At 72.0% G+C, this 25,735-nt stretch carries 33 protein-coding genes and 1 riboswitch; of the genes, 14 read left to right on the forward strand and 19 right to left on the reverse strand.

Features of this window, described 5'->3' with window-relative positions:
* Positions 1–144: 144 nt before the first annotated feature.
* Positions 145–771: a hypothetical protein gene (locus BKA14_RS09630; RefSeq protein ID WP_184950567.1), complete on the forward strand. Its 627-nt coding sequence runs from the start codon at positions 145–147 to the stop codon at positions 769–771.
* Here BKA14_RS09630 and BKA14_RS09635 read toward each other — a convergent pair whose 3' ends face one another.
* The 3 genes from BKA14_RS09635 to BKA14_RS09645 all read right to left on the reverse strand — a co-directional run bounded on the left by BKA14_RS09635 (position 772) and on the right by BKA14_RS09645 (position 3,093).
* Positions 772–1,497: an alpha/beta fold hydrolase gene (locus BKA14_RS09635; RefSeq protein ID WP_184950568.1), complete on the reverse strand. Its 726-nt coding sequence runs from the start codon at positions 1,495–1,497 to the stop codon at positions 772–774.
* Between the two features lie 128 nt (positions 1,498–1,625).
* Positions 1,626–2,585 (reverse strand): NAD-dependent epimerase/dehydratase family protein, encoded by a 960-nt coding sequence (locus tag BKA14_RS09640; RefSeq protein WP_184950569.1) that lies wholly within the window; start codon positions 2,583–2,585, stop codon positions 1,626–1,628.
* Between the two features lie 46 nt (positions 2,586–2,631).
* Complete coding sequence (locus BKA14_RS09645) at positions 2,632–3,093, reverse strand: heme-degrading domain-containing protein (RefSeq protein WP_184950570.1); 462 nt, start codon at positions 3,091–3,093, stop codon at positions 2,632–2,634.
* A 135-nt stretch (positions 3,094–3,228) separates the two neighbouring features.
* On the opposite strand from BKA14_RS09645, the gene BKA14_RS09650 reads away from it, so the two are divergent.
* Entirely contained in the window at positions 3,229–4,002 is a 774-nt protein-coding gene (locus BKA14_RS09650) for an endonuclease/exonuclease/phosphatase family protein (protein WP_184950571.1), read from the forward strand.
* On the opposite strand, the gene BKA14_RS09655 is transcribed toward BKA14_RS09650, so the two are convergent.
* Complete coding sequence (locus BKA14_RS09655) at positions 3,999–4,508, reverse strand: GNAT family N-acetyltransferase (protein WP_203721889.1); 510 nt, start codon at positions 4,506–4,508, stop codon at positions 3,999–4,001. The two genes, BKA14_RS09650 and BKA14_RS09655, sit on opposite strands and share 4 nt — an antisense overlap.
* Positions 4,509–4,587: 79 nt before the next feature.
* Here BKA14_RS09655 and BKA14_RS09660 point away from each other — a divergent pair, with 79 nt between their 5' ends.
* Complete coding sequence (locus BKA14_RS09660; RefSeq protein WP_184950573.1) at positions 4,588–5,013, forward strand: MarR family winged helix-turn-helix transcriptional regulator; 426 nt, start codon at positions 4,588–4,590, stop codon at positions 5,011–5,013.
* A gap of 22 nt (positions 5,014–5,035) precedes the next feature.
* Complete coding sequence (locus BKA14_RS09665) at positions 5,036–5,461, forward strand: organic hydroperoxide resistance protein (protein ID WP_184950574.1); 426 nt, start codon at positions 5,036–5,038, stop codon at positions 5,459–5,461.
* Between the two features lie 5 nt (positions 5,462–5,466).
* Here BKA14_RS09665 and BKA14_RS09670 read toward each other — a convergent pair whose 3' ends face one another.
* The gene (locus BKA14_RS09670) at positions 5,467–6,423 is read right to left on the reverse strand and encodes a tyrosine-type recombinase/integrase (protein ID WP_184950575.1); all 957 of its coding nucleotides are present in this window, start codon (positions 6,421–6,423) and stop codon (positions 5,467–5,469) included.
* A gap of 205 nt (positions 6,424–6,628) precedes the next feature.
* Here BKA14_RS09670 and BKA14_RS45515 point away from each other — a divergent pair, with 205 nt between their 5' ends.
* Positions 6,629–6,823 carry an endonuclease domain-containing protein gene (locus BKA14_RS45515; RefSeq protein ID WP_369076706.1) on the forward strand — a complete coding sequence of 65 codons (195 nt, stop codon included), beginning with the start codon at positions 6,629–6,631 and terminating at the stop codon, positions 6,821–6,823.
* Positions 6,824–6,838: 15 nt separating this feature from the next.
* Here BKA14_RS45515 and BKA14_RS09680 read toward each other — a convergent pair whose 3' ends face one another.
* Positions 6,839–7,159 (reverse strand): GNAT family N-acetyltransferase, encoded by a 321-nt coding sequence (locus BKA14_RS09680; RefSeq protein ID WP_184950577.1) that lies wholly within the window; start codon positions 7,157–7,159, stop codon positions 6,839–6,841.
* A 241-nt stretch (positions 7,160–7,400) separates the two neighbouring features.
* On the opposite strand from BKA14_RS09680, the gene BKA14_RS09685 reads away from it, so the two are divergent.
* The gene (locus BKA14_RS09685) at positions 7,401–8,132 is read left to right on the forward strand and encodes a class I SAM-dependent methyltransferase (RefSeq protein ID WP_184956657.1); all 732 of its coding nucleotides are present in this window, start codon (positions 7,401–7,403) and stop codon (positions 8,130–8,132) included.
* Between the two features lie 4 nt (positions 8,133–8,136).
* Here the strand turns inward: BKA14_RS09685 and BKA14_RS09690 are convergent, their stop codons facing one another.
* Positions 8,137–8,457: a DMT family transporter gene (locus BKA14_RS09690; protein ID WP_184950578.1), complete on the reverse strand. Its 321-nt coding sequence runs from the start codon at positions 8,455–8,457 to the stop codon at positions 8,137–8,139.
* A complete protein-coding gene (locus BKA14_RS09695) occupies positions 8,454–8,795 on the reverse strand; it encodes a DMT family transporter (RefSeq protein ID WP_184950579.1) in 342 nt (113 codons plus the stop codon). The genes BKA14_RS09690 and BKA14_RS09695 overlap by 4 nt, the downstream gene beginning before the upstream one ends.
* Positions 8,796–8,840: 45 nt before the next feature.
* On the opposite strand from BKA14_RS09695, the gene BKA14_RS09700 reads away from it, so the two are divergent.
* Both BKA14_RS09700 and sugE read left to right on the forward strand, forming a co-directional pair.
* A complete protein-coding gene (locus BKA14_RS09700) occupies positions 8,841–9,560 on the forward strand; it encodes a VOC family protein (protein WP_184950580.1) in 720 nt (239 codons plus the stop codon).
* Between the two features lie 8 nt (positions 9,561–9,568).
* Positions 9,569–9,635: riboswitch (guanidine-III (ykkC-III) riboswitch) on the forward strand.
* 17 nt (positions 9,636–9,652) lie between these two features.
* Positions 9,653–9,967 carry a quaternary ammonium compound efflux SMR transporter SugE gene (sugE, locus tag BKA14_RS09705; RefSeq protein WP_184950581.1) on the forward strand — a complete coding sequence of 105 codons (315 nt, stop codon included), beginning with the start codon at positions 9,653–9,655 and terminating at the stop codon, positions 9,965–9,967.
* On the opposite strand, the gene BKA14_RS09710 is transcribed toward sugE, so the two are convergent.
* Positions 9,951–10,700 carry an alpha/beta fold hydrolase gene (locus BKA14_RS09710; RefSeq protein ID WP_184950582.1) on the reverse strand — a complete coding sequence of 250 codons (750 nt, stop codon included), beginning with the start codon at positions 10,698–10,700 and terminating at the stop codon, positions 9,951–9,953. The two genes, sugE and BKA14_RS09710, sit on opposite strands and share 17 nt — an antisense overlap.
* 35 nt (positions 10,701–10,735) lie before the next feature.
* Between BKA14_RS09710 and BKA14_RS09715 the strand changes: the two genes are divergently transcribed.
* The gene (locus tag BKA14_RS09715) at positions 10,736–11,452 is read left to right on the forward strand and encodes a hypothetical protein (protein ID WP_184950583.1); all 717 of its coding nucleotides are present in this window, start codon (positions 10,736–10,738) and stop codon (positions 11,450–11,452) included.
* Between the two features lie 14 nt (positions 11,453–11,466).
* Here the strand turns inward: BKA14_RS09715 and BKA14_RS09720 are convergent, their stop codons facing one another.
* The 7 genes from BKA14_RS09720 to BKA14_RS09750 all read right to left on the reverse strand — a co-directional run bounded on the left by BKA14_RS09720 (position 11,467) and on the right by BKA14_RS09750 (position 16,438).
* Positions 11,467–12,210, reverse strand: a complete 744-nt coding sequence (locus BKA14_RS09720; protein ID WP_438861875.1) for a lysophospholipid acyltransferase family protein — start codon at positions 12,208–12,210, stop codon at positions 11,467–11,469.
* A 180-nt stretch (positions 12,211–12,390) separates the two neighbouring features.
* Positions 12,391–13,032 carry a DJ-1/PfpI family protein gene (locus tag BKA14_RS09725; protein WP_184950585.1) on the reverse strand — a complete coding sequence of 214 codons (642 nt, stop codon included), beginning with the start codon at positions 13,030–13,032 and terminating at the stop codon, positions 12,391–12,393.
* Between the two features lie 74 nt (positions 13,033–13,106).
* Complete coding sequence (locus BKA14_RS09730) at positions 13,107–13,637, reverse strand: AAA family ATPase (protein WP_275412366.1); 531 nt, start codon at positions 13,635–13,637, stop codon at positions 13,107–13,109.
* A 50-nt stretch (positions 13,638–13,687) separates the two neighbouring features.
* Positions 13,688–14,104 (reverse strand): GNAT family N-acetyltransferase, encoded by a 417-nt coding sequence (locus BKA14_RS45520; RefSeq protein ID WP_203721887.1) that lies wholly within the window; start codon positions 14,102–14,104, stop codon positions 13,688–13,690.
* Positions 14,105–14,142: 38 nt separating this feature from the next.
* Positions 14,143–14,694: a CPCC family cysteine-rich protein gene (locus BKA14_RS43155; protein ID WP_203721885.1), complete on the reverse strand. Its 552-nt coding sequence runs from the start codon at positions 14,692–14,694 to the stop codon at positions 14,143–14,145.
* 108 nt (positions 14,695–14,802) lie between these two features.
* Entirely contained in the window at positions 14,803–15,654 is an 852-nt protein-coding gene (locus BKA14_RS09745) for a phosphotransferase (protein ID WP_203721884.1), read from the reverse strand.
* Between the two features lie 70 nt (positions 15,655–15,724).
* Complete coding sequence (locus BKA14_RS09750; protein WP_184950587.1) at positions 15,725–16,438, reverse strand: hypothetical protein; 714 nt, start codon at positions 16,436–16,438, stop codon at positions 15,725–15,727.
* On the opposite strand from BKA14_RS09750, the gene BKA14_RS09755 reads away from it, so the two are divergent.
* Positions 16,437–16,874, forward strand: coding sequence for a VOC family protein (locus tag BKA14_RS09755; RefSeq protein WP_184950588.1), 438 nt, complete (start codon positions 16,437–16,439; stop codon positions 16,872–16,874). The two genes, BKA14_RS09750 and BKA14_RS09755, sit on opposite strands and share 2 nt — an antisense overlap.
* Here BKA14_RS09755 and BKA14_RS09760 read toward each other — a convergent pair.
* Complete coding sequence (locus BKA14_RS09760) at positions 16,864–17,706, reverse strand: dienelactone hydrolase family protein (protein ID WP_184950589.1); 843 nt, start codon at positions 17,704–17,706, stop codon at positions 16,864–16,866. The two genes, BKA14_RS09755 and BKA14_RS09760, sit on opposite strands and share 11 nt — an antisense overlap.
* A gap of 16 nt (positions 17,707–17,722) precedes the next feature.
* Here BKA14_RS09760 and BKA14_RS09765 point away from each other — a divergent pair, with 16 nt between their 5' ends.
* Entirely contained in the window at positions 17,723–18,319 is a 597-nt protein-coding gene (locus BKA14_RS09765; RefSeq protein ID WP_203721883.1) for a GrpB family protein, read from the forward strand.
* Positions 18,320–18,684: 365 nt separating this feature from the next.
* Here BKA14_RS09765 and BKA14_RS09770 read toward each other — a convergent pair whose 3' ends face one another.
* Positions 18,685–19,233 (reverse strand): LuxR family transcriptional regulator, encoded by a 549-nt coding sequence (locus BKA14_RS09770; RefSeq protein ID WP_184950590.1) that lies wholly within the window; start codon positions 19,231–19,233, stop codon positions 18,685–18,687.
* Positions 19,230–21,728: a LuxR C-terminal-related transcriptional regulator gene (locus tag BKA14_RS09775; RefSeq protein WP_239092374.1), complete on the reverse strand. Its 2,499-nt coding sequence runs from the start codon at positions 21,726–21,728 to the stop codon at positions 19,230–19,232. Before BKA14_RS09775 ends, BKA14_RS09770 begins: the two co-directional genes overlap by 4 nt.
* A gap of 239 nt (positions 21,729–21,967) precedes the next feature.
* Here BKA14_RS09775 and BKA14_RS09780 point away from each other — a divergent pair, with 239 nt between their 5' ends.
* The 3 genes from BKA14_RS09780 to BKA14_RS09790 are packed head-to-tail and all read left to right on the forward strand — an operon-like array spanning position 21,968 to position 25,712.
* Complete coding sequence (locus tag BKA14_RS09780; RefSeq protein ID WP_239092373.1) at positions 21,968–23,419, forward strand: dynamin family protein; 1,452 nt, start codon at positions 21,968–21,970, stop codon at positions 23,417–23,419.
* Entirely contained in the window at positions 23,416–25,221 is a 1,806-nt protein-coding gene (locus tag BKA14_RS09785) for a dynamin family protein (RefSeq protein WP_184950592.1), read from the forward strand. The genes BKA14_RS09780 and BKA14_RS09785 overlap by 4 nt, the downstream gene beginning before the upstream one ends.
* Complete coding sequence (locus BKA14_RS09790) at positions 25,218–25,712, forward strand: hypothetical protein (RefSeq protein WP_184950593.1); 495 nt, start codon at positions 25,218–25,220, stop codon at positions 25,710–25,712. The genes BKA14_RS09785 and BKA14_RS09790 overlap by 4 nt, the downstream gene beginning before the upstream one ends.
* The last annotated feature ends 23 nt before the right edge of the window (positions 25,713–25,735 follow it).

The following is a 25,735-nucleotide window of genomic DNA, read 5'->3' on the forward strand; positions in this document are numbered from 1 at the left end:
GCCGATAGGCAGGGCGTGACGATGCCCGCGCCGGCCCGCCGCCGTGCAAGGCGGCTGACGTTGTTCGCCGTGGCCGCCCTCGCCGTCGGGGCCGTCGTAGTCGCCCGGCGCCGGCGGAGCCGGGTGCGGGGGACGCCGGCGCCGGTGACAGGACCGGTCCGGCCCGCGGCGTCCGGGCCCGAGCGGCATCTCCGGCGGATGGCGGTGGGCGGGGCGCTCGCCGTCGTCCTGTCGATCCTCGTCGTCGTGCTCACCCGGCCCGGCACCGACGGCGGCGGCCGCGTCGCCGCGCCGCGGCTGGTGAGCACCCCCAGCCCCGGCCCGGACGGCACCTACCGGATCGTCACCGTCCCCGGCCCTGCCGCCCGGGACCAGACCGTCGCCCTGACCGGCGTGGACGGCACCCGCCTGCACCTCGCCGTCAAGGACATCACCGACCCGCTCACCGGCTACCAGCAGCTCGGGGAGCAACGACACGTCATGGTCACCGTTCACCTGCACAACACCGGCCGGGGCCAGGTGGGCAGCCGCCTCGACGCCGACGCGTGGGTGATGGACGAGCACGGCGTCACCCACCGGGCCAACGGCATGCTGTCACTGTCCGCCGGGGACGCCCCCAGCGGCAGCGCCGACCCCGTCGTGAATCCCGCCTGGCGGCTCGACCCGGACTGGCAGGTCGACCGGCCGATCGTGTTCACCGTGCCGGCCCAGGCCCGGCTCACCCGCCTGCACATCACCGTGCCGCAGGGCAGCGCCGAATGGAACCTGTGATCAGGCCCGCAGGAAGTCCAGCAGCAGCTCGTTGACCACCGGCGGGTCCTCCAGGCTGGGCAGATGCCCGGCCCACTCCAGCTCCACGTGCCGGGCCCCGGGCAGCCGGCCGGCCAGGTCGGCGGCCACCGTACGGAACTCCGGCAGGTCGTAGGCGCCCGACACCAGCAGCGCCGGGGCGGTGATCGTGTCCAGCGACCAGTCCGTCTCGAGCTCCTCGGCGTCGCCCGCGGCCAGTTGCACCTCGAACGCGTGCCGCTGCATCTCGAAGACCAGGTCCCGTACGGCGCCGGAAGCCCGCGGACCCACCCAGGTGCGCACGTTCAACGCCGTCGCGCCCTCGACGTCACCCGCCTGCAGCAGCGCGTTCTCCTCGTCCCAGACGGCCCGCAGCCGTGCCGTGGGCTGCAGCGCCGGCGCCGCCGTGCACAGCAGGGCCAGCGACGTCACCCGGCCCGGCCACCGCGCGGCGATCTCCAGCGCCACCATCCCGCCGCCCGACGACCCGACCAGCGCGACCGGCCCGTCGCCGGCCGGCTCGAGTACCTGCGCCGCCACATCGGCCGGGGACGACGCGACGGGGGAGTCGCCGTACCCGGGAAGGTCGACCCGCACGACGCGACGACCGGGGAAGGTCAACGGGTCCCACATGCGGCGGTCACACACCGTCGAATGCAGCAGCAGAATCGTCGGGCCGGAACCGTGGGAATCATGCGATAGCGTCATCGACGCGCACGCTACGCGGCCACGGCAACGAGGGGAAACACTTAACGGCCGGCGCCACCGGCCGGGCCGCCCTGCTCACCGGGGTGATCCTCTCCGGGGGCAACGTCGGCGCGGCCCGCCGGGCCGAGCTACTCGCCTAACACCCGCGCCTCCACCGCCGGGTCCAACCCCACCCGCGGCCGGTCGGCCCGCTGCGGCACCGCACCGGGCAGCCCCCGCATCCACGCCCACGTGTCCGCGACCGTCTCCCGCACCGGCCGGCACACCAGACCCTGCCCGTACGCCTTGGACACGTCACCCTCGTGCAGGAACGTGTGCAGCTCACCGGGCGGCAGGTAGATCGGCAGCTGCGACCACGGCTCGATCCCGGCCGCCGCGATCACCGCCGGCTCCACCCACCGCAACCGCGCCCGCCCACCGGTGACCTCGTTCGCCGTGTCCAGCAACTCACCCATGGTGGTGTGCCCGGGCACGCTGACCAGATCGAACGCGCCCGCGGTCCGGCTCAGCGCCGCGTCGAGCAGGAAAACCGCCAGGTCGCGGACGTCGATGTACTGCAACCCCAGCTCCCGCGGCCCCGGCGCCAGCGTCGGACCGCCCCGCGCCAGCCGGTTGAGCCACCACGGCAACCGGCCGATGTCCTCGTACGGGCCCAGGATCAGCCCGGCCCGCCCCAGCAGCACCGGACCGTCGAACGCGGCCGCCCCCAGCTCCCCGCGCAGCTTGTCCCCGGCATACCCCTCGTCCTCGACGCCGACCAGGGGAGCGTCCTCAGCCCTGGCCGGCTCGGTGCCCGCGTACACCGAGCGGCTCGACACGTACGCGTAATGCCCGGCCCGGCCGCTGAGCAGCTGCGCCGTGCGCCGCACCGCCTCACCCTGCGCCGACCACGTGTCCACCACCGCGTCCCACGTGCCCGGCTCCAGCGCGCTCAGATCCCCCAGCCGGTCCCCGGTCAGCGCGCTCACCCCGGCCGGGGCGGCCCGGCGGCCCCGGTTGAACACGGTCACGTCGTAGCCGCGGCGCACAGCCTCGTCAGCCACCGAACGGCCCACGAAACCGGACCCGCCCAGGATCAGCACTCTCATGCCGCGACACTGCCCCGGCCCGTACGGGGAGGGAAAGGTTTTCTCGCTACGAGCGAAACGCCCGCAACGCCTCCACGACCAGCGCGTGATCCTCGGCCTGCGGCAGCCCCGACACCGTCACCACCCCCACCACCCCGACATCACGGATCCGGACGGGAAACGCCCCGCCGTGCGCGGCATAGTCGGCCGGGTCCACACCCATGCCCGCGTCCAGCTGCTGACCCTTCGCGGCCAGCCGGCGGCCCACCAGGAACGACGACGCCCCGTAACGCTCCACCACGCGCACCTTGCGCTCGATCCACCGGTCGTTGTCGGCCACACTGCCCGCCAGCGCGGCGTGGAACAGCTGCTGCGCCCCCCGCCGGATGTCGATCGCCACCGGCAGCGACCGCTGCCCCGCCAGCTCCACCAGCAGGCTGCCCAGCCGCCACGCGTCCGCGTTGTCGAAACGGGTCAGCTCGAGCTCGGCCTCCTGAGCCTCCAGCTCGGCGATCAGCTCTTCAGTCATGACGGCATTATGGTCACTTGCCGCGGCGGCGCTGCAGCCAGATACCCAACGAGGCCACCGCAACGAAGATCAGCACCGAGCAGCACAGCATCTTGATGAACATCGCCGCCCCCAACTTGGCTAAGGTCGTATCTCGTGCGCCTGGCCACCTTCAACCTGCTGCACGGACGATCACTGTCCGACGGCACGGTACACGCCGACCGGGTCGCTGCGGCGATCGCCGACCTCGACGCCGACGTCCTCGGCCTGCAGGAGGTCGACAAGGCCCAGCCCCGCAGCGGCCTGCTCGACCTCACCGCCATCGCCGCCGACGCCCTCGGCGCCCAGGTCCACCGGTTCGCCGCCGCCGTCGTCGGCACACCGGGCGAGACCTGGCAGCCCTGGCGCAGCGACGACGACAACCAGCACCCCCTGTACGGCATCGCCCTGGTCAGCCGCTACCCGGTGACCCGCTGGCAGATCACCACCCTGCCCGGCGCCCCCATGCGCTCACCCATCTACGACCCCGACAACGGGCTGCGGCTGCTCAAGGACGAACCCCGCGTGCTGCTGGCCGCCGTCCTGGACACCCCGCGCGGCCCGCTCACCGTGGCCACCACCCACCTGTCCTTCGTGCCCGGCTGGAACCTGCGGCAACTGCGCCACGCCGTACGGGCCCTGCGGGGGTTGCCCGCGCCCCGGGTGCTGCTCGGCGACCTCAACATGCCGGCCCGGCCCGTACGAGCCGTCACCGGCTGGCGTCCCCTCGGCCGTGCGGCGACCTTCCCCAGCCCCATGCCCCGCGCGCAACTCGACCACATCCTGGCCGACCCCCGCGGCATCGACCAGCTCGGCCGCGTCGTGCAGGTCGCCACCGCCCGGCCCCCGGTCTCCGACCACCTGCCCCTGCTCGTCCAGCTCGACCGTTAACGCTGTTTCTTGCGGCGCAGGAACACGTCCTCCAAACCGTCCTCGGGATCCCACTGCTCGCCGATCTTGCGGAACCCCAGCCCGGCGATCGTCGCCCGCGACCCCACATTGTCGGGGCGGATACTCGCCCGTACGGCCGTCACCCGCGGATCGGCGTCGGCCCGCGCCAGCAGCGAACGCAGCATCGCCTTGGCGTAGCCGCGCCGCCGATGCGCCGGATCCACCGAGTAGGCGACCTCGACCACCCCGTCCGCATCGGGCGGCCCATGAAACCCTCCGTGACCGACAGTTACACCCTCCGGTTCGGCCACCGCGGCCCGCGCGATCCACTCCGCCGCCCGCGGATCGGCCTGCACCTCAGCCAGCCGGACCCGCCACAACCAGGCCTCATCCACCAGGTACGGGCTCAACGGGGTGCCCGCGGCCGCACTCGCCGCGGCCAGATCACCAGCGATCAACGCCGCCAGCGCGACGGGGGAGAGCTGCACGAAACGGATATCCGGCACGCGGCAAGGATCACACAGAGTTGCGAGCAATGCCACACATCGGTTGCGCACAACTAAATTGCCTACTACCGTTCTCGGCATGGTCAACCCCAGCGCGCTCGACCAGATGGTCTGCTTCCAGCTCTACGCCGCCAGCCGCGCCATGACCGGCATCTACCGGCCCATCCTCGAACCCCACGGGCTGACCTACCCCCAACTGCTCGTCCTGGTCGCCCTCTGGGACAACGGACCCACCACCGTCCGCGACCTCGGCCAGCACCTGCACCTCGACAGCGGCACCCTCTCACCCCTGCTCAAACGCCTCGAAACCGCAGGCCACGTCACCCGCACCCGAGGCAGCGCCGACGAACGCACCGTCCTGGTCACCCTCACCGACACCGGCCACGCACTGCGCGACACCCTGTCCGACATCCCCACCCGCATCGCCTGCGCCGTCGACCTCACCGAAACCGAATTCCGCCAGCTCATCGACCTGCTCAGCCGCGTCCGCGGCGCCACCCACTAGCCCATCACGAAAGGACCACCACATGTCCGCGCTCTACACCGCCTCCGCCACCGCCAGCGGCGACGGCCGCAACGGCCACGTCCGCTCCAGCGACGGCGTCCTCGACTTCGACCTCGCCGTCCCCAAGGAAATGGGCGGCCCCGGCGGCGCCCACAGCAACCCCGAACAACTCTTCGCCGCCGGCTACGCCGCCTGCTTCCACAGCGCCCTCAAACTCGTCGCCCGCAACGAGAAAATCGACCTCACCGACACCGCCATCACCGTCGACGTCAGCATCAACCCCAAAACCGACGGCACCCCCGGCTTCCAGCTCGCCGCCACCATCGAAGCCGAACTCGCCGGCGTCGACGACGACAAAGCCCTGCAGCTGCTCGAAGCCGCCCACCAAGTCTGCCCCTACAGCAACGCCACCCGCGGCAACATCGAGGTCAAACTCGCCGTCGCCTGACCCCCTCACGCAAGCTTGCCCAACGCGCGGTTCGTACGGTTCGCCCGTACAGCCGCGCGTTGCTGCTCCGCCGTCACCTCGATGTAGTTCTGCGACGTCGCCAAACTCGCATGCCCCAGCAACCGCATGATCTCGCTCGCATTGGCCCCGTCCTCCGCCAACCGCGTCGCGAACGTGTGCCGCAACGCATGCAACTGCGCACCCTTCGGCACCCGATCATTGACACCGGCCCGCCGGAAACACGAACTCACCAAATACTGCAGACCACCACGCTGCAGAGGAGCACCCCTGCGGTCCACCATCAACGCCTCATCCGGCCGCGCCCGCCCGAACCGCACCCGCCGGCTGTCCACATACCGCTCCACCACCGCATCCAGCTCCGGCTCGATCGGCACCGTCCGCGGACGACCACCCTTACCGGCCACCTCCACCCGGCGCTCACCAGGACGACCCAGAAACGAACCGACCCGCAACGCCAGCAACTCCGACAACCGCAAACCCGCACACAAGGCCAGCGCCAGCACCGCGACGTCACGCTCCGGCCACGGGTCACGCTGCCGGTCATCCCGCTTGCTCACCGCCTCCAGCAACTGCTCCGGAGTGTCCTCACCCCGCAACGGCTTAGGGGAGTGGGACGCCAGCCGCGGCTTGTCGACAGCCGACATGGGATTGCCCGCCACCACCTGCTCGGTCACCAGAAACGTGAAGAACGCGTTCCAGCTCGTCCACGCCCGGGCCACCGACGCGGGGGCGCGGGTGCTCGCAAAACGGGCAAAGGCCGAACGCAGCACCCTGGGGGAGAGGTCACTGAGGGTGACGGGACCGTCGCCGATCAGGCCCACGACCAAGGTCAGATCCCGCTCGTACGCCTTCAAGGTGTGCACGGACGGCTTCCGCGTGGCCCGGGCGGCCAAAAAGTCCTCGATGAGGGCTTTAACCGGAAAATTCTGGTTCTCATGCATATGAGATAGTATGCAGCATTGGCAAACGTGGTTACGTAGGTACGTCGGTATGTTTCAAGATGGCGCATGACCAGATACAACTCGGTTGACGGGCCGCTGCCGAACATCGAGACACGGATCTGTCGCCAATGCGCCGTTTCGAAACCGAAACCCAGAGACGCGGCTTCCGTGCGGCGGATGAACCTGTGGCGCTCACGAGAGCGAAATCGACGTCTCCCGCAGCGGCCGGCCGCGCCGCGACGGCACGAGGGCAACTCCATTTGCGCTACAGGTCGATCACTGTCATGTGACGGGACGAATTTGCGGGCTGCTGTGCTCTACGTGCAACCGAACGATCGGCACCGCGAGACCAGCCGGAGATTCTCGAAGGTGTGCCGCCTACCTCCGCTCCCTTAGTTAGTTGACAGAATGTAGATTATCGACCTGATATTTTGTCGATGGGGCGTTCGAGCCAGACGTCGGCGGGCCATCCAGGGTGATCGCTGGGGTCGCGCCTGATCTCGTGGAAGCCGTGCGCCGCGTAGAACCGGGCCGCGCGCTCGTTGCCGTCGGCGTACGCCAGCCGTACGGGCTTGTCGCCGGCCAGCGTGATCAGTTCCCGCAGCAGCGCCGAGCCCACGCCGGTTCCTTGGGCGCGTGGAATGACGTACAGCTTCCACACGACGGCTGCTTCGGCGCGGCGCAGGTCGATGTTGCCGACGCCCACCGGCCCGGTGTCGTCGTGCGCGATCAGCACCGATGTGGAATGCAGTATCCGTTCGGTGGCTTGCGGTGACCACCATGAATGTGGTGAGTCCGTGCTGGATGAACTCCGGTCCCGCGAACGCGTACGTCGCCGGCCACGTCTCGTGCCCGATGTGGTTGATGGCCGGCACGTCGGCGGCGACGGCCTGTCGGATCTTCATGAGCGTCATTATCGATGTGAGGCGCTCCACTCCCCCTTGTCCGCCCCCGGTGCGGCGGCGTTGAGTCGGTGGGTGGCTCTCATCGCGTACGACGATTCCGATGCGCGGTCGTTCGAGGCGACCCGGCATTTGCGTGACGGCGACTTGGCGGCGTGGCGGGCGGTGCTCGGCCGCCGGCTCGAGCCTTTCCCCGGCCTGCGGTTGCTGGATCTCGGTAGCGGCACGGGCAGTTGGGCGCGGGCGTTCCGTGCGTGGTGGCCGGAGGCTGAGATCGTGGCGGTCGAGCCGTCGGCGGCGATGCGCGAGCGGTCGGTTTTCCAGCCGGTGGTCCCCGGTTCGGCCGCTGAGATCCCTTTCGGGGATGCGAGTCTCGACGGTGTCTGGTTGTCCACGGTCGTTCATCACATTCCTGACCTGGCCGCGGCGGCCCGTGAGATCCGCCGGGTGCTGCGGCCGGGTGCGCCGGTGCTGATTCGTTCCGCGTTCGCCGGCCGGCACGGTTCGATCAGTTTGTTCCGCTGGTTTCCGGAGGCTGTGGCTGTGCTGGACCGGTATCCGAGCGTTGCCGGCGTGGAGTCCGTGTTCGCTGCGGCCGGTTTTGTGTCGGCCGCTGTCGAGCCGGTGCCGCAGGTGACGGCGTTGTCGCTGGTGGAATTGGCGGCTGGGTTGCAGCGGGCGGCGCACACTCCCCTGCAGCTGATCAGTGATGAGGCGTACGCGGCCGGGGTGGCCCGGTTGGCGGAGGCGGCCGGGACACAGCGGGGTCCGGTGATCGACGTGTTGGATCTGCTGGTGTTGCGGTAGGGGGTCAGTGGCTGCCGAGTTCGACGAGCAGGACGCCGGTGATGACGAGGACGATGCCGCCGCCCATCGTTTTGGTGAGGGGGTCGTTGAAGGCGGCGCGAGCGATGATGGCGGTGCCGGCGATGCCGATGGCTGACCAGATGCCGTAGGCGATGCCGATGGGCATGCCGTTTTGCAGGCTGAACGACAGCATGGTGAAGGACAGGATGTAGCCGGCCAGGATCGGGGCTGCCCATTTTTTGATGCGCAGGCCTTCGGAGACGCGCAGGGCCATGGTGGCACTGATCTCGAGGGTGATGGCGAGGGCCAGGAAGAGCCATTTCACGGTGTGGACTCCTGCCGGGAGCCGAGTTCGATCATGAGGACGCCGCCGATGATGGCGACGAAGCCGGCGCCCATCATCCAGGTGAGGGGGTCGTCGAAGAGGAGTGCGGCGAGCAGGGCGGTGAGGGCGACGCCGGTGGCGGCCCAGATGCCGTAGGCGACGCCGATGGGCATGCCGAGGCGCAGGACGACGGAGATGAGCACGAAGGACAGGCTGTAGCCGGCGACGACGAGGGTGTACCAGGCGGGGTGGTCGACGGCGGCGCGCAGGGCGAGGCTGGCGCTGACTTCGGAGCTGATCGCGGCGGCCAGGGCGGGCCATTTGAGGGCGGGGGGCATGGTCTTAGCCTTCCCAACGGTGTCGTTTTCGCAAGGGAGCAGATCGTGAAGGTGCGGTGGATCACCGGGTTTCTGGATGCGCCGGGGCGCGATGCCGAGGGTTTCTGGTCGGCGGTGACGGGGTCGGTGTTGTCGCCGCGGCGGGGTGATTTCGCGACGTTGGTGCCGGTGGACGGTGATGCGTATTTGCGGGTGCAGGTCTTGCGGGGTTCTCCCCCTCGTACGCATGTGGATCTGCACGTCGGCGATGTGGGCGCGGCGGCGGTCGAGGCGGTCGAGCTGGGTGCGCGGGTGGTGTTGGCGCAGGGTGATGGTCTGGTGGTGCTGCGCTCCCCCGCCGGTGTGGTGTTCTGCCTGGTGTCTTGGCATGGGGAGGCGGTGCGGCCGCGGCCGGTGACGTGGCCGGGTGGGCACGTCAGTGCGGTTGATCAGCTGTGTGTGGACGTACGGGGGGACGTTTTTGATCGTGAGGTGGGGTTCTGGTCGGCGGTGACGGGGTGGCGGCGGGCGCCGTCGGATCTGCCGCAGTTCGAGCATCTGGTGCGTGGGGCGGGCCTGCCGTTGAAGCTGTTGGTGCAGCGTACGGAGTCGGGTGGGGCGGGGATGCATGTGGATTTGGCCTGTACGGATGTGGCTGCCGAGGTGCGGCGGCATGTGGGGCTGGGGGCGGTTGTGGTGCGGCGGGTGCCCGGTGAGTGGACGACGTTGCGTGATCCTTCTGGCCGGGAGTATTGCGTCACTGGCCGGTCGCCGTGGGTTTGCTAGGGTCGGTGGTGGCGCCGCAGCCGCGGTTGTCCCGGACGAGGACGTGTCGTACCCGGCAGGCAAAGACGACCGCGTGAAGGTGGTGCGTCGCCGTGGCCTGGGTTGTTCTTGTCGTTTCCGGTGTGCTGGAGTCCGTGTGGGCGATCGCTTTGGGGCGTTCGCAGGGTTTCACTCGTCTGATCCCGAGTGTGGTTTTCGGGGTGGCGCTGGTGCTCAGCATGGTCGGGTTGGCTTACAGCTTGAAGAGCATTCCCGTCGGTACGGGTTACGCCGTGTGGGTGGGTATCGGCGCGGTCGGCACGGCCGTGGCCGGGATGGTGTTTCTCGGCGAGTCCGCCAGTGTGCTGCGGATCGTGTCGTTGCTGCTGGTGGTGGCCGGGGTGATCGGGCTCAAGGTGTTCCACTGACCGTGTCGGGGATGATCCGGGCGGTTTCGGCGGGTTGTTCGAGGTGTACGTGGTGGCCGCTGTCGATGTCGATGGCGGCCACTGCGCATTGGTCGGCGTAGCCGGGCGGCACGGCTTGGCGGCGGCGGGCTTTGACCAGGGTCGTCGGGGTGCCGGCGGGTGGGGGCGAGGGGTGGGCGCGACGGTGGCGGGGGCGCTGTATCGCCATCTCCAGGCCCCGTTTTCGCGTACGAGGTGGTCGCGGACTTCGTCGTCGATGAGGTCGTGGGCCTGGGCGGGCCATGGTGTGGCGCGGTCGTGGGCGGCTTGTTCGAGTGTGGCGTACGTGCGCGGCGGTGGCGAGGTGTTCGTCCAGGGCGGGTGGCAGGCCGTGGCCGGGATCGAGCAGGACGACGTGGTGGACCAGGTGCGGGGCGAGCCGGGTGACGTGGACGGCGACGGTGGCGCCGAAGGAGTGGCCGACGAGCACGACGGGGGCGTCGAGGGTTTCGATGACGTCGTGGGCGTGTTGTTCGAGGGTCCAGGGCGGGTGGGTGGTCGAGTGGCCGTGGCCGCGCAGGTCGGGGCGTGGATGTGCAGGCCGTGCTGGCGAGTCGGTGGAAGCGGCGGCCGTGGGCTGTGAGACCGTGCAGCGCCACGATGGCGGGGCCGGTGCCGTAGTGGTGGGTGTGCAACAGGCCGTCAGGGTGGGCCCCGTGCGGGTTTTGTCGGGGCCACCTGGTAGAAGAGTCATACAAATGTTCGAAGGCGTGGGTGGAGGGGTGACCGATGGCGGGGTTGAGCACCGACGAGCTCCAGGTGATCAAGGATGGGCTGGCCGCGGGGCGTAAGCCGCGGGTGCAGTTCACCGAGGCGGCGGGGCAGATGGCGGGGCAGATCGGGCAGGTGATCGCGTTGGGTGATCCGGCCGGGTCCGACGAGTGGGTGACGGTGCGGTTCGGGCGTGACGAGTTGCCCTTCTCCCCCGGTGATCTGCGGGTGGCGCCGCGGGGGGCCGTCGCGAAGAAGGTGGCTGCGCCGCCGCCGGTGCCCGAGCCGGTCGTCCCGGCGGGTCCCGCGTTCGTGCTCGATCAGCCGGCTCCGGCGAAGGCCGCCCGTAACGGTAAGCCCGTCGCGGCCGGCGAGGACAAGGTGGCTGCGCCGGCGCCGCGAAAGGGTGGGGATGACGTGACGGCGCCGCGGAAACCGGCGGCGCGCTCGGCCAAACCGAAGCCGTTGCCGGCGTTGACGGTGACGCTGGCCTACGGCGAGGGTGAGTGGACGGTGGCCGCGTCGCAGGGTTCCAAGGCTTTGGCCAAGCCGTACGTGATCCGTCCGGCCGAGGCGTTGCGGATGGTGGCGCTGGTCGACGTGCCGGGGGTGCACGAGGCCGTCGAGCAGATCATGGCGGCGGAACGGTCGGAGGCCGAGGAGCAGGCCCGTAAGCTGCGGGAGCAGTTGGCCGAGGTGGAGGCGCGGCTGGCCGAGCTGGGCGAGAAACCGTAGAGCGTCGCGGTGGTTTACCGGGTGGCGTGGTCGTCGGCGGGGCGGCGGGGCCGCACCCGGGTCATGTCGTGGGTGCGGGTGGTGTCGACGAACCGCGGGGTCTGCATCTCGCCGGTGCGCAGCGGCACCAGGGTGTCGTGGATGCCGTCCATGATCAGGCGGGTGCTTTTCATGGCTTGGGCGCCTGCCGTGCCCGACAGGGAGGACAGGTCGACGGGGGTGCCGAACCGTACGTGCACGACCGGGCGGCGCACGAGCGCGCGCAGCAGCGAACGCAGCAGGTGTTTCGGGGTGGTGTAGGGCAGCACGGCGTGGGTGCCCCACTGGGCGACCGGCAGCACGGGCGCGCCCGACGCGGCGGCCATGCGGGCCACGCCGGTCTTGCCGCGTTCGGGCCACATCCACGGGTCGAGGCCGATGCGGCCCTCCGGGTAGACGAGCACGAGCGCGCCGTCCTTGAGGGCGCTGATCGCTTCGGGCAGGGCATCGGCGACCTGGGCGCTGCCCCGGCTGACCCGGATGTGCCCGGCGCGGCGCATGGCGGCCCCGACGACGGGGGCGTCGAACAACCCGCCCGTGGCCATGATTCGCGGTGCGATGCGGGCTTTGTGGCAGGCGGCGGTCATCACGATCGGGTCGAACGGGCTGACATGGTTGGCCGCCAGGATCAGCGGCCCGCGGCGCAGGCCGGCCGGGATGTCACCGGAGATCCGCAGCCGGCACAGCGGGAACACCACGATGCGGGCCAGCACGAGCATGAACCGCCACATCCACGGTGCCGGCTGAGAAGGGCTTTCCATAAGGTCGCTAATGATCGCATGGCCGGGCCGGGACCACGGATCATCCGACCGGCCGGTCTCCGGCGGCACCCGTTCACCGCCGGGTGCCGCGTCGCGTCTACGGCATCCCCCTGGTCGCGGCCGGGGCGCGGCGGTGTGTCAGGGCCGGTTGAGGATGAGGTCCCGGCGGGCGCGGACGGCGGCCAGCACCGCGGGCGGCGCCGTGTCCGGTGAGCCGGCCCGGTACGGCGGCTGCGGGTCGTACTCGTGGGCGAGTTGCACGCATTGGGCGACCGTGTCCCCGGCGAGCCGGCCGGCCAGCGTGAAAGCCATGTCGAGTCCGGCCGACACCCCCGCCGCGGTGAGGTATTTGCCGTCGGTGACCACGCGTTCGGCCACGGGTACGGCGCCGAGCGGGGCGAGCTGGTCGTGGGCCAGCCAGTGGGTGGTGGCGCGGCGGCCGGTGAGCAGCCCCGCCGCGGCCAGCAGCAGCGAACCGGTGCACACCGACGTGGTCCACGCGCTGCCGGCGTCGGCGGTGCGCAGCCAGTCGAGGATCGGGCCGCCGTCCATGTGCGCGCGTTGCCCCGGACCGCCGGGCACCACCACGATGTCGGGGTTGCTCACCTCGGCCAGGGTGGCGTCGGCGGTCAGGGCCAGGCTGCCGACCTCGGTACGCACGGGCCCGCGGCGTTCCCCGACGAACACGACGTCGGCGCCGGGCAGGTGAGCCAGCACCTCGTACGGTCCGACCGCGTCCAGGGCGGTGAGCCGCTCGAACAGCAGGACGGCGATCTGCATGAAAGCTCCTTCGTCGACGCGGGCTCGGGGTGCCGTTCAGCGAACCCCTGCTGGTTCTGAGCGGGAGTTGTGGGTTACCCAAGGTGGTCCGACCAGCCCGCTAGCACCAGAATCCTTTGCGCGGCATCGGCGGCGGCCCTGTCATTGGTGACGGTGAAATCCTCGATGTCGGTTGGTGTGCGCCTATCTCCGCTTGACGCCCTGAGATGCTGCTCGAGCCTGGGGCCGGTGTCCCGCTGCCGCAGGCGGCTGCGGACGATGTCGTCGTCAGCAGTCAACCTGACCAGACGGACTTCGCAATCCGCAAGGCTGTGCACGTAGGACTGCCGTAGCGTCAGGCTGTCGATGCCTGCGGAGACGACGACGAACTGCGCCCCGGCGGCCTTGAAGTTGGCCCACACCGCTGCCAGGTTGGCGCACTTGAGCTGGTCATAGAACCGCACGGGTCCGGGGTTCGGTTTCGGAGGCGGCCCGAACTGCGCCAGCATGTCCGTGTCGATGACGGCAGTGACGCACCCTCGGGCGGTCAGGACCTGCCCGAGCGCGTCCGCCACCGTCGACTTACCGACTCCGGCGGTCCCGGTGAGAAGCAGAGCTCGGTGCACACGCGCTCCTGCGGTGTTCGGTGCCTGCCGGACGCAGGCGGGTGTCCGCTTTACCGATTCAACCGGAACCAGTAGTTGACCGTAGGTCCCTGTGTGGCCAAGCCGCCGCCCAGCGAGTCGTACAGTGCCCGGGCGGCGGTGTTCGCCTCACCCGTAGTCAGGAACATTGTCGTTGCACCGGCCTGCGCGCCGGCTCGCATGAAAGCCACCAGGAGCGCCCGGCCGATGCCTTGCCGCCGGTGACTTTCCACCACCTCCAGTTGATGGAGGTAAAGCATCGAGAAACCATCTGGCCGAGGCAAGTGGTAACCCCAGCACCATCCGACGACCTCATGCCCGCGGTGGGAGACGAAAGCGGACGCGCCGGGGCTCCTCAGATATGCCAGGCCGCCACCGGATGTCCCCCGAAACCTGCGGACAGCTCGCTCGAAGAGCTCGGCGTCCTGCGGTAACACTCGATCGATCACACGTTATTCTGCCACCATCCGGGCAAGGTCCTCCGGGATCAGAGCGCGCACATCCGCCGCACGGTCCGTCTGCGAATCCTGCACCTTCTTCGGTCACCACCATCGGGTGCCGGCCCACGCTGGAACGCCAGCGAGACGACGCGGCAGCGACGGGGCAAGCCGCCCGGGAGCAGATCTTCGACCGACTCCTGACCCGACGCGACGAACAGGCCAGCTGACCGGTCCTGACCACCGCGACGCCAGAATCCGGCGTCGTGGTGACGCCACCAGTACAGGACAGTTCGATCGTCAGGCCACGGCGCCTCATGCTCGTCAAGGGACTCGAAGTGGTCGCGCTCCGGGTCGATGGGACGCCAGTCCGGGTCCAGCGGCTCGTCATCACGAGGCGGCCGGACATGGGCCACGGACCGCTGCTCGCACGCCCCGAACTTCTTGACATTCGCCTGTGCCCCGATCAGTGACGGCCGGTTGGCGCCACCTGTGAAGTCAGGCCAGCGCAACTGCACGAGGTCGTCCTCCCAGATGCACACCGGGCAGATCTCATACGAACCGGGAGACTCGGCCATGGTCAGTAGCCGCAGCACACGCACGTGAAGGTCGGCATCACGACGGCCCTTCCTGCTGGGGCATCCTCCTGCGACCGGTCTCGCGCCGGCCGCCGGTGGCGGCAACGCCGTCGTGCCGGTCGAGCAGAGCGGTCAGCGCAAGCCGGACTCGGCGACGGTGAGCCAGTGGTCGACGGTGGCGGTGTCGTGGTGGCGGATCGACCAGTCGACCATGCGCAGGCTCATGTGTGCCCAGTAGGCGTTGTATCGGTGGGCGGGCATCGTGGTCAGGCGTTCGTCGATCGGGCCGAGCAGGGCGGGGTGGCTGCCGGTGAGCACGAAACGCAGGGTGACCAGGTCGAACAGGCGGTCGCCGCGGGTGGCGCCGTCCCAGTCGATCAGGCCGGTGATGCGGCCGTGGTCGTCGACGAGGACGTTGCCGGGGTGGAAGTCGTGGTGGACCAGGTCGTCGCCGGCCATGACGGTGCCGGCGGCGCCGATGTCGTGGATGCGGGTGAGCAGGGCGGCGGTGCGGGGGCTGTGGCCGGCCAGGGGCTGGTGCAGGCAGAACCCGGGGCCGTCGGTGGTCAGGTGCAGTTCGGCGGGTTGCGGGGCGGGTTCGTCGGCCAGCAGCCCGGCGAGCCGGTCGTTGAGGGCGATCATTTGCCGTACGAGGGGCAGGCCGGTGGTGCGCGGTGGCCGGCCGGGCAGGCGTTGCTGCACGATGACGCGGCGGCCGTCGACGTGGGCGGCCAGTTCGTGGCGGGCGGTGGGCACCCCGGCCCGGCGGGCCCGGTCGGCCAGGGGCCCGCTGCGGGAACGGCCTTCGGTGAGCACGGAGCGGCGGCCGTCGGGCCAGCGCACGTAGGCGGCGCCGGCCTCACCGCCGGGGGCGGGGCCTTCGAGCACCAGCCGGACCCCGGTGATCTCGGCGATGCGTTCGAGGATCAGCGCGGCGTCCAGGCGGGCCGGCCGTGGCCAGGCGCGGCGGACGGCTTCAGTCACTTCGGCCCCCGCCCGGTGACGGCATTCGCATAGCGCGCCGACCCTACCGCTTCCGGGTCATCCTGTGGTGTCAGCCATCCGTCAGCCCGAGCTGCCGGGCGACCCGGGTCAGCAGATCGGTTTCGGTCACGCCGAGGTCGACGGTGATCGACGGCAGGTGGTGTTCGCGGGTTTCGGCGCGCAGCCGCTCGGTGAACAGCCGGTCGCGTTCGAGGAGCCCGGCCAGGGCCCGCGGCGGGTCGCTCGTGCGGCCGGCGATCTGCCAGGTGGAGCCGCGCGTGTCGAACGCGGCCCGCCGGAACTCGGGTGTGGGCAGCAGCCAGACCGCGTTCGCGGGTTGCGGGACCAGGGTGGGCAGCAGCCGGAACCCTTCGGCCAGCACCGGTTTGGGGTGGGCGGCGAGGTCGTCGAGGATCAGGTCGAAGCCTTCGCCGCGGAACCAGTGGAAGGTTTCCAGCATGGTCGGAGGCGGTCGCAGCCACCGCTCGTCCATGCTCATGGTCAGGAAAGCCGCGAGGTAGGGGCACCGCCGCGGGTCGGCGCGCCGGGCGTGGTCGCTCATGACGGCGTCGGTGTCGTACAGGCCCAGCCCGTACCGGCCGGCCAGCGTCCGCGCGACGGTACTTTTACCCGCACCGCTGCCACCACCGATCCAGAACACCCCGTCGAGTCCCCTGCGGGCAACGTGCGCCGGATGTGACCGGCCGTCGGCGGTGGGTTGCACGTGACCGACGGTACGGGGCGCGGGAAAAGTGTCGTACCGCTGCGGCAGGATCACCGGCATGACCGGCATCCCCGCGCGACTGACCGTCGTGACCCTCGGCGCCCGTGACCTTCCGAGCCTGCGGGCCTTCTACGCCCGGCTGGGCTGGCCCGAGCGGGCGGGTTCCAGCGACGAGTTCTCCTCGTTCGTGCTGGGCGGGGTGTTGCTGGCGCTCTACCCGCTCGGCGAGCTGGCCGCCGAGGCCGTGCCCGGCCCGCCGGGTGAGCCGGGCGTGTGGAACGGCATCACCCTGGCCTGCAACGTCGATTCCCGCGACGACGTCGACCCCGCGTTCCGGGCCGCCGTCGACGCGGGCGCCACACCGGTGGCCGAGCCGGTCGACCGGGCGTGGGGTGGCCGCTCGGGCTATGTCGCCGACCCCGAGGGCAACCGGTGGGAGATCGCGTGGCAGGGCGCCGCCACCTTCGACGAGCGGGGTGCGCTGCTCACGTTCTAGCGGTGAGGAAGTCGTAGGCGTGGGCCCGCATGGCCGGGGTGAACACGTGCCCACCGTCGTGGAGGGCGAGTTCGGCGCGTTCCCCGGCGACGTCACGGGCCCCGCGGCTCCACTTGTCGCCGGTGGTGGCCGAGATCAGCAGGGCCGTGGTGGCGGGGTAGGCGGCGATGACGTCTTCCAGGTCGTGGGCGGCGGCGAAGCCGGGCACCACCGTTTCGGCCTGCACCCCGGTGTCGTGGGTGCTCGACAGCCGGAACGGGATGCACCCGCAGTTCGACACCGACGCGACGATCCGCGGGTCGAAGGCGGGCGCCCACAGGGCCATCCGCCCGCCGTAGGAGTGGCCGATGAAGCCGATCCGGGCCGCGTCGACCTCGGGCCGGGTGACCAGGTAGTCCAGGGCCGTCACGATGTCGCGCAGGCAGGCCGCGAGCAGGGTCTGCCCGCGCACGAGCCGGGTCGACAGTTCCCACCAGGTCACGTTGGCTGCGCCGTCGGGGCTCCAGTTGCGTTCCTCGAACCCGATGGCGTCGGGTGCGATCGTGACGAACCCGCGCTGCGCCAGTTCCGCCGCGTACGCCTGGCCGGGGTGCCCGCGCAGCCCCACCACTTCGCTTTTGCCGAGGTCGAACTGCTGGGCGTGCTGGTGATGGCAGAACACCGCGGGCGCCGGCCCGGTCAGCCCTTTCGGCACGCACACGTAGGCCGGGATGCCCGCGTAGACGACTTTCTCCCGCCGGTACGGGCCGCAGTCCACGGTCTGCAGCACCCGCGGCTCGAGCGGCGGGCGGGGCGGCCACGGCCCGAGCAGGCGCTTCCAACGTGCGTCCATAAGCGATCATGCTGGCATGCGTCTGCCACCTCTGCCCGCCCCGGCGCCGCCGCTCACCGCTGAGCAGATGACGGCCCGCGTGGTCGGTGACCGGCCCGCCGAGGTCACCCAGCCGATCACGATCAGCCCGTACGATCCTCGCTGGCCCACCCGTTACGCGACCGCGGCGGCGGCGATCCGGGCCGCGCTCGGGGCCCGCGCGCTGGCCGTCGAGCACATCGGGTCGACCGCCGTGCCGGGGCTGCCCGCCAAGGACCGTGTCGACATCGACCTGATCGTGGCCGACCCCACCGACGAGGACGCTTACGTGCCCGCCCTGGCCGGGGCCGGGTTCACGCTGCGTACCCGGGAACCGCACTGGTACGAGCATCGGGGCCTGTGGGACGCCGGGCACCACGTCACCCTGCACGTGTTCGGCCCCGGCTGCGACGAGCATCTGCGGCACCTGATCCTGCGGGACTGGCTGCGCACCCACCCCGCCGACCGTGACCGGTACGCGGCCGCCAAGCACGCCGCGGCGGCCGCCCATCCGATGTCGATGGCTCGGTACGTGCACGCCAAGAGCGCCGTCATCGTCGACATGCTCCGCCGGGCCGGCCTCACCGCTCGTTGACGCCCGAAGAGCCGAGCAGCCCGCTGACCCCCGAGAAGCCCAGCGGCCCGCTTACTTCCGAGAAGCCGAACGGCTCGTCGGCGTCCGGGAACGCGTGAGTCGCCGCCCCGCTCGTGCGGGCGCAACACCACGTCGAAGCCTGGGTGCTGCGGCAGCGACCGGTCGAAAGCAAGCGACCGGTTGAAAGCAAGCGACCGGTCGAAGGGCAGCGCCGAGCCGGCCCGGGGTCCGCGGCCGGCGATCAGATGGGCGCCGCGGGGAAGGGTGCGGCCCCGGCCGGGTCGGTCACCGGCGTGGCGTGCCGCGCGGGGATCAGCCGGACGGGCTCGGTGGCGGCCGAGCCGGACAGCCGGATCAGTGGGAGCTCAGTGGGAGCGGGGCGGGGCGCCGCGCTGACGCAGGTAGGCCAGGACGGCCTCCCGGGTGGTGCGCACCCCGAACAGGGCCCGCGCCTCGGCGATGCGCCGGTTCGCGGTGCGCAGGGACAGGAATTCGGCCGCGGCGGCCGCGGCGATGGTGTCACCGGCGGCCAGCCGGTCGAGCAGGGCCCGCTGCTCGGGCACCAGGTCGGCCACGGCGTCACCGCCGTCGGGGGCCGGTTCGGCCGCGCCGTGCTGCACCGGGCCGAGCCGGGCCAGGTCGTCCAGCAGCGCCCGGCCCAGCGGCGACTCGACGTCGCACACGGCGACGATCCCGGCGCCGCGGGCCGCGGCCAGCACCGCCAGTTGCAGGGTGTCGGTGTCACCGATCCGGCCGTGCAGCACCAGGCGGCTGCCGGTGACGTCCCAGGCCGGGTCGGGCAGGGCGAAGCCGTCGCGGGCCACCCAGCCGTCGCGGGTGAGTCGGCGCAGCACGGTGTCGGCGTCGCCGGGACTGGCGACGACGTGTCGGGGAGCGTCGGGCTGTCTGGTCACCGGCCATCCTTGAACGTGTCAGACATGTCATCGGGTGAGAGCTGGGTGAAGGCCAGGGCGGCGGCTTCCGTTCGGGTCCGGGCGCCGAGCTTGCGCATGCCGGCGCGGATGTGGGTGTCGACAGTCTCGGCGGAGATGCCGAGCTGCCCGGCGATCCGGCGGGTGGGTTCCCCCGCCGCGACCAGCCGCAGGACGTCGGTCTCGCGGCGGGTCAGGTGCTGCCCGGAGCGGGGACTGCGGGTGTCGCGGTGCACGTTGTGGCGGCGCAACCCGCGGCGGGCCCGGCCGGCCAGCACGGTCAGCCCGGCCGCGTCGGCCAGTTGCTCGGCCGACAGCAGCGCCGCGACGGCCCGCGCCGCGTCGGTGTCGGTCACCCCGGCGGCGATCAGGCAGCGGATGCGCTCGCGCAGGGCGATCGTCTTCCAGCCCTCGGCGGCCGCGGTGAAGCCGGTGCCGGTGGCCCAGGCGGTCAGCGTACGCCGGGCGGCTGCGGGCAGCCCGCCCGGAATCGGCGGCGCCGACTGCTCACCCAGGTCGTGCGTGGCCCACCGGGCGGTGATGGCGTGCAACCCGGCCAGCAGACCGTCGACGCCGGGCGTGGCGTCGCGGGCCCGGTCGGGTTGCCCGTCGAGCCATGCCGTCTCCTGCGCCACCCACGCCGCGGCCGGGTGTGCCGGCGCGGCGCCGAGGTGGGCGCGGGCGGCGGCGAGCAGCCCGGTGTCGGCCTCGATCAGCGCGGTCGCCGCGATCGCGTAGCCGCGGGCCTCGTCGGGCAGGGCCCGGTCGGCCAGGTTGGCGGCCCGGCGCACCACACCGTCGGCGCCCTCGGCTGAAGCAGCAGCTCCGGGCGGGGCGGGCGTCACCACGTCACCGTCGATCGACCCGCGCAGAGCCAGAGCCCAGTCGGCCGCGGCGGTGAACCGGGTCTGCCACCCGTACGCGAGGGCCTGCGCGCTCTCCCGCGCCGCCGCCAGCGCCACGTCGGCCGATTCACCCAGCCGCCCGTCCGCGGCCAGCTGTTCCACCAGCAGCCACGCCGCCCACCGCCCGATCAGCGGGTCCGCCGACCGCGCAGCCTCGGCCAGCGCCGTGTCCCATCCCGGCGTACGTAACCGGGCCTGCACCGCGGCGAGCGCGGCCGCCACCCCGGGTGACGGCTGCGGGTGCCGCGCGGCGACTTTGCCCGCGAGGTCCTGCGCACCTGACGGATCCGCCGCCAGTTCGGCCAGCAGCAACACCCGGTCCCGCCCGGCCAGCACCGGCCCGGTCGCCGCGTCGGGCACCGCCCGTACGGCCGCGCGGGCCGCCGGGTAGTCACCGGCCTGCAGCAACGCCTCACCGCGCAGCACGTCAGCTTCGGGCCCCAGCGGTTCCGGCGCCACCAGCACCCGCGCCGCCGCCCCGGCCCGCCCCGCGCTCAGCAACGCGTCGGCCGCGGCCAGCCGCACCCGGGGGTCGACCGCCACGTCCAGTTCGCAGGCGAACAGCAGCAACGCCGCCCGGTCCCCGCCCGCGGTCTGATCCGCCGCCACCAGGGCCCGCCGGTGCGCCCCGGCCAGGTCACCGGCCGCGGCCAGGTGCCGGGCCGCCTCGGCGGGCGGGGTCAGCTCGGCCAGCCGGGTGTGCAGTTCGGTCCGCGCGGGCGCGTCGAGCAGCCCGGCTGCCGTCTCGGCCACATACGTCGACACCGGCACCAGCTCATCCCCGCCGGCCGCAGCGGCGGAGACACCGGCGCCGGCGGGAAGGACGGTGACCAGCCCGGCCGCCAGCAGATCGGCGGCGCCCGGCCCCAGCAGCGCTGCCGGGGCGGGCCGTCCCAGCAACCCGAGGGCGGCCAGCGCCGTACGGGCCGGTCGGGTCAGGTCGGCCAGGGCGGTGGCGATCGCGTACGCCACCTGGTCGATGCCCTGCCCCGCGGGCGGTTTGGCCGTGGCCGCCTGCCGGGCCAGCGCGGTGACCGCCAGCGGGTTGCCACCGGCCCGGTCCACCACCGCGTCCAGCACACCCTGGTCCAGGTGGCCGGCGCTGCGCCTAGCCAGGTCGAGCGCGGCCTGCCGGGTCAGCGGCGGCACCTCCACCCAGGTGTTCGCCGCGGCCCGCACGGCGTCCTGCACGTCGCCGGGCAGCCGGTGCGGGGTGCGCAGCGCCACCATCACCCGGCAGTGGGCGGCCAGCAGCGGCAGCGCGGCCAGGGTGGCCGGGTCCGCGTACTGGATGTCGTCGAGGACCAGCAGCCCGGCCCGCACCCGCGAGCGCACCGCCTCGGCCAGCAGGTGCACGTCGTGGGCGGGCAGCCGGGCCCGCACGGCCCGCGACAACGCCAGCGCGGGCACGGTCTGCAGCATCGCCAGCCCGCCGCCGCTGTGCACCGGGCCGGGCACGGCCGCCGCGAGCTCGCGCAGCGCCGTGCTGCGCCCGCAGCCGGGCGGGCCGGTCAGCACGACAAGACCGGGACGGTGCAGCATGGCGGCGGCCTGATGCAGCGCTTCCGCCACCTGGTCCCCTTCCCCCGAGATCACTTCGGTGTGCGTGGCACGAACACGGGATCCCCTGCTCGTGCGCTGTCCGTAGGCTGGACCCGCGGCGGGTGACCTTGAGGCCCGCCCCTTTTCACGATGGGGAGGGTCTCAGTGACACCGGCCGTGGTCAGCACATTCTCCCCGACAGTGTGCCCGGCTGACGAGTCATGGTGAGCGGCCCGCTGAGCGCCAGCGTAGCGACGCTCTGTGACGAAATGGCCGCGCGTGTCGGTTCGGAGGCCGGTGGCCAGCTCATTCAGATCCGTGACCGTCTCGGCGAGCCGTTACGCGTAGCGATCGCCGGGCGGTTGAAAGCCGGAAAGTCGACACTCGTCAACGCGTTGATCGGGCGCCGGGTGGCCCCGACCGCGGTCGGGGAGTGCACCCGGGTGGTCACCCGCTTCCGCTACGGGCCGGCCGACCGGGTCGATGTGGTGTGCCGCGACGGCGAACGCAGAAGCCTGCCGCTGGACGACGACGGGATGATCCCGCAGCGGCTCGGGGTGCCCGCGTCCCGGGTCGCGTACGTCGATGTCACCCTCACCAGTGAGAAACTGCGTGACCTGACCGTGGTCGACACGCCCGGCCTGGCCTCGACCGACGCGGTGGTCAGCGCCCGCGCCGAACAGGCCGTGGGCACCTCGACCGCCCCGTTCGACGCCGACATCGACGCCGACTCGGCCGGGGAGGTCGCCGCGGCCGAGGCCGTGGTCTACGTGTTCACCCAGGCCGTGCGGGCCGACGACGTACGGGCCCTGGAGGCTTTCCGTGACGCGTCGGCCCGGCTCGCGTCGACCCCGATCAACGCGCTCGGCGTGTTCGGCAAGGCCGACACGCTGGTGGGTGGGGCCGGTGACCCGTGGCCGGTGGCGGCTCCGCTGGCCGAGCAGCAGGCCGCGCTGCTGGCCCGGACGGTCTCCGACGTCGTACCGGTGGTGGGGTTGCTGGCCGAGACCGGCGAGTCGGGGCGGCTCACCGCGGCCGACCGTGACGCGTTGCAGCAGCTGGCCGGGCTGCCCGCCGCCCAGCTGCAGATCATGCTGGCCTCCGTCGACCTGTTCCGCAGCCGGCCCGCCCCCGTCGGCCCCGCCCACCGGGAGCGGCTGCTGCAACTGCTCGACCTGTACGGCATCGGCTTCGCCCTGGCCCAGCTGACCGCCGAGCCGGGCGTGTCGACCGGGGAGCTGGTGCGCCGGCTGGTCGCCGCGTCCGGGTTCCCGCGGCTGCAGCACACCCTGACGGAGACGTTCCGGTGGCGTTCCGACGCGATCAAGGCCGGGTGGGCGTTGTCGCGGCTCGAACGCCTCGCCGGGCACACCCGTGACGAACGGGACCGGGAGAAACTGCGCGACGGGGTGGAACGGCTGCTGCGCAACCCCGCCTATCACCGGTTGCGGCTGCTCGACGCCGCCCAGCGGGTCGCCACCGGCGCGGTGCCGCTGCCGGTGCAATGGGAGCAGGAACTGACCCGGCTGGCCACGTCCGAGGACCCGCGGTGGATTCTGCGGCTGCCCGACGCCGGCCTCGACGAACTGGCCACCGCCGCCGTCGCCGCGGCCAACCGGTGGCGTGTCTACGCGGTCGCCGGGGCCGGGCCCGCCCAGTCCCGCGTCGCGCAGGTCGCCCAGCGCGGATTCCACATCCTGGCCCAGCAGGTGCGGCCATGAGCGCAGATCTGACCCCGCTGCTCGACAAAACCGTCAAGGACACCCTCGCGTACGTGCGCACCCACGATCCCGACGCCGGGGCCGAACTGGCCGAGCTGCGCCGCCGCCGGCTCACCCGCCCCGAGGTGGTGGTGGTCGGCGAGACCAAACGCGGCAAGAGCTCACTGATCAACGCGCTGCTCGGGGTGCCCGGCCTGTCCCCCGTCGACGCCGCCGTCGCCACCGCCACCTACCTGCAGTTCGTGCCGGGTGAGCAGCTGGGCGCGCGGGCGTGGCTGCCCGGATCGGCCGACCCGATCGTCATCGGCGACCTGGCCGAGTGGGCCACCGGCGCCCAGCGGGCCCGCCGCATCGAGGTCACCCACCCGGCGCCGATGCTGCGCTACGTGAGTCTGCTCGACACCCCCGGCGTGGGCGGGCTCGACCCGGCGCACACCGCCGTCGCCCTGGCCGCCGTGGAACGGGCCACGGCGCTGCTGTTCGTCGCCGACGCGTCCGCGCCCCTGTCCCAGCCCGAACTCGACTTCCTGGTCGCCGCGAGCGTCCGGGTCGACGCGGTCGTCTTCGCCCTCACCAAGATCGACGGGTTTGCGGGGTGGCGGCGCATCCTCGACGACAACCAGGCCCTGCTGCGCGCGCACGCCCCCCGGTTCGCCGACGCGTCCTGGTTCGCGGTGTCGTCCACCCTGGCCGAACTGGCCGTGCAGGCCGGCCCCGACGACCAGGCCGCCCTGGTGGAGGCGTCGAAGATCGCCGAACTGCAGCACGCCCTGGTCGAACTGGCCGGCCGCGGGCATCAGCTGCAGCTGGCCAACGTGCTGCGGGCAGCCCGCGGCGACCTCACCCGCCTGGAGGCGGCAGCGGCCGATTCCGTACGGGCGGTCGAAGCCGACCCGGTACGCACCGCGCAGATCCGGGCCGAACGGGCCGCGCTGGCCGCCCGCAAACGCACCGAGTCACGGCAGTGGACGCTGCTGCTGTCCACCGAGACCCAGCGGGCCCGGGTGGAGACGGTGGGGCAGCTGCGCACCCGCATCGCCGCCGTGCAGCAGGACTTCAGCGAACGCATCGACAAAGGCCGCGGCGACACCCTGGCCACGATGCCCGAGCAACTCGACACCGAACTGCAAGCCGTCGCCGTGCACCTGTCCGAACAGCTCGAAACCACGTTCGCCGCCGTCGGGGAGAAAGTCCTGGCGTCGGTGTTCGACGAATCCGAACGCGCCGCGATGCTGAGCCGGCTCAACGCGAGCCTGCGCCACACCATGGACGCCGCCGCGCCCCGCGACGGCTCCGCCGACAACCTGCTGATCGCCCTGTCCGCCGGCGGCATCGCCTTCATGGCCGGCCGCGGCGCCATGCTCGGCGCGTCCGTGCTCGCCGTCGGCGGCGGTCTGCTGGTGCCGGTGGCCGGGATCGGGCTGGGCCTGGCCGCCGGCGGGTACGTGCTGTACCGGCGGCGGGTGCAGACCGACCGGCAGCAGGCCCGGATCTGGCTGCGCGACGTCCTCGGCGAGGCCCGGGCCGCGCTGGCCGACGAGATCGCCAACCGTTTCACCGATCTGCAGTACGCCCTGTCCGTCGCCGTCGACGACGCCGTCGAAAAACGGATCAAGGACCTGGACGCGCACATCGCCGAGATCGACGCGGCCGCCGCCGAGGACGCGGCCGGACGGTCCCGGCGGCGCGCCACCGCCCAGCAGGAACTCGACGCGGTCCGCGCGAAGCTACGCGCCGCCGATGCGGTTCTGGCCAAGGCCCGGGCGTTGACGCCCGTGCCGTACGACGAGGAGAACCGATGAGCGACCACCACGACTTCGGCGACCACCACGAAGAGCTCCCGATCTTCGACACGCCCGGTGGGCACGACACCCACGACGACTTCAGTCATCTGGTCGACCCCGTGTCCTACGAGGACCAGCACTTCGACACACCCGACTACGACGTGCCCGAGGTGCACCACCACGAGCCGGTGAACGCCGACGACGCGGTCCCCGACGAGCAGCCCGCGGCGCTCGACCTGCCCGCCGACGACCCGCTCGACGTGTTCCCCCCGGCGCTCGACGTCGGTGACCTGCCCGAACCCGTCGACGGCTTCCCCTGGATCGACACCGGCAGCCTCGGCGTCGTGCCCGCCCAGGCGCTGACCGGCACCCCCGAGCCCGTCCGGCCGGAGGAACTCGCCGAGTACGCCGGCGTCGACCTGCCCCCGGCCCAGGACCCGTGGGCCGCCCTGGCCGACGCCGAGGACCCGGCCACGAGCAGCCTGGCCCGCTGGTGGCAGGAAAACTGAGTACCCGGCCTCTCCCGTCGTGC

This window comes from Paractinoplanes abujensis, assembly GCF_014204895.1.
GTDB classification, from domain to species: Bacteria; Actinomycetota; Actinomycetes; order Mycobacteriales; family Micromonosporaceae; genus Actinoplanes; species Actinoplanes abujensis.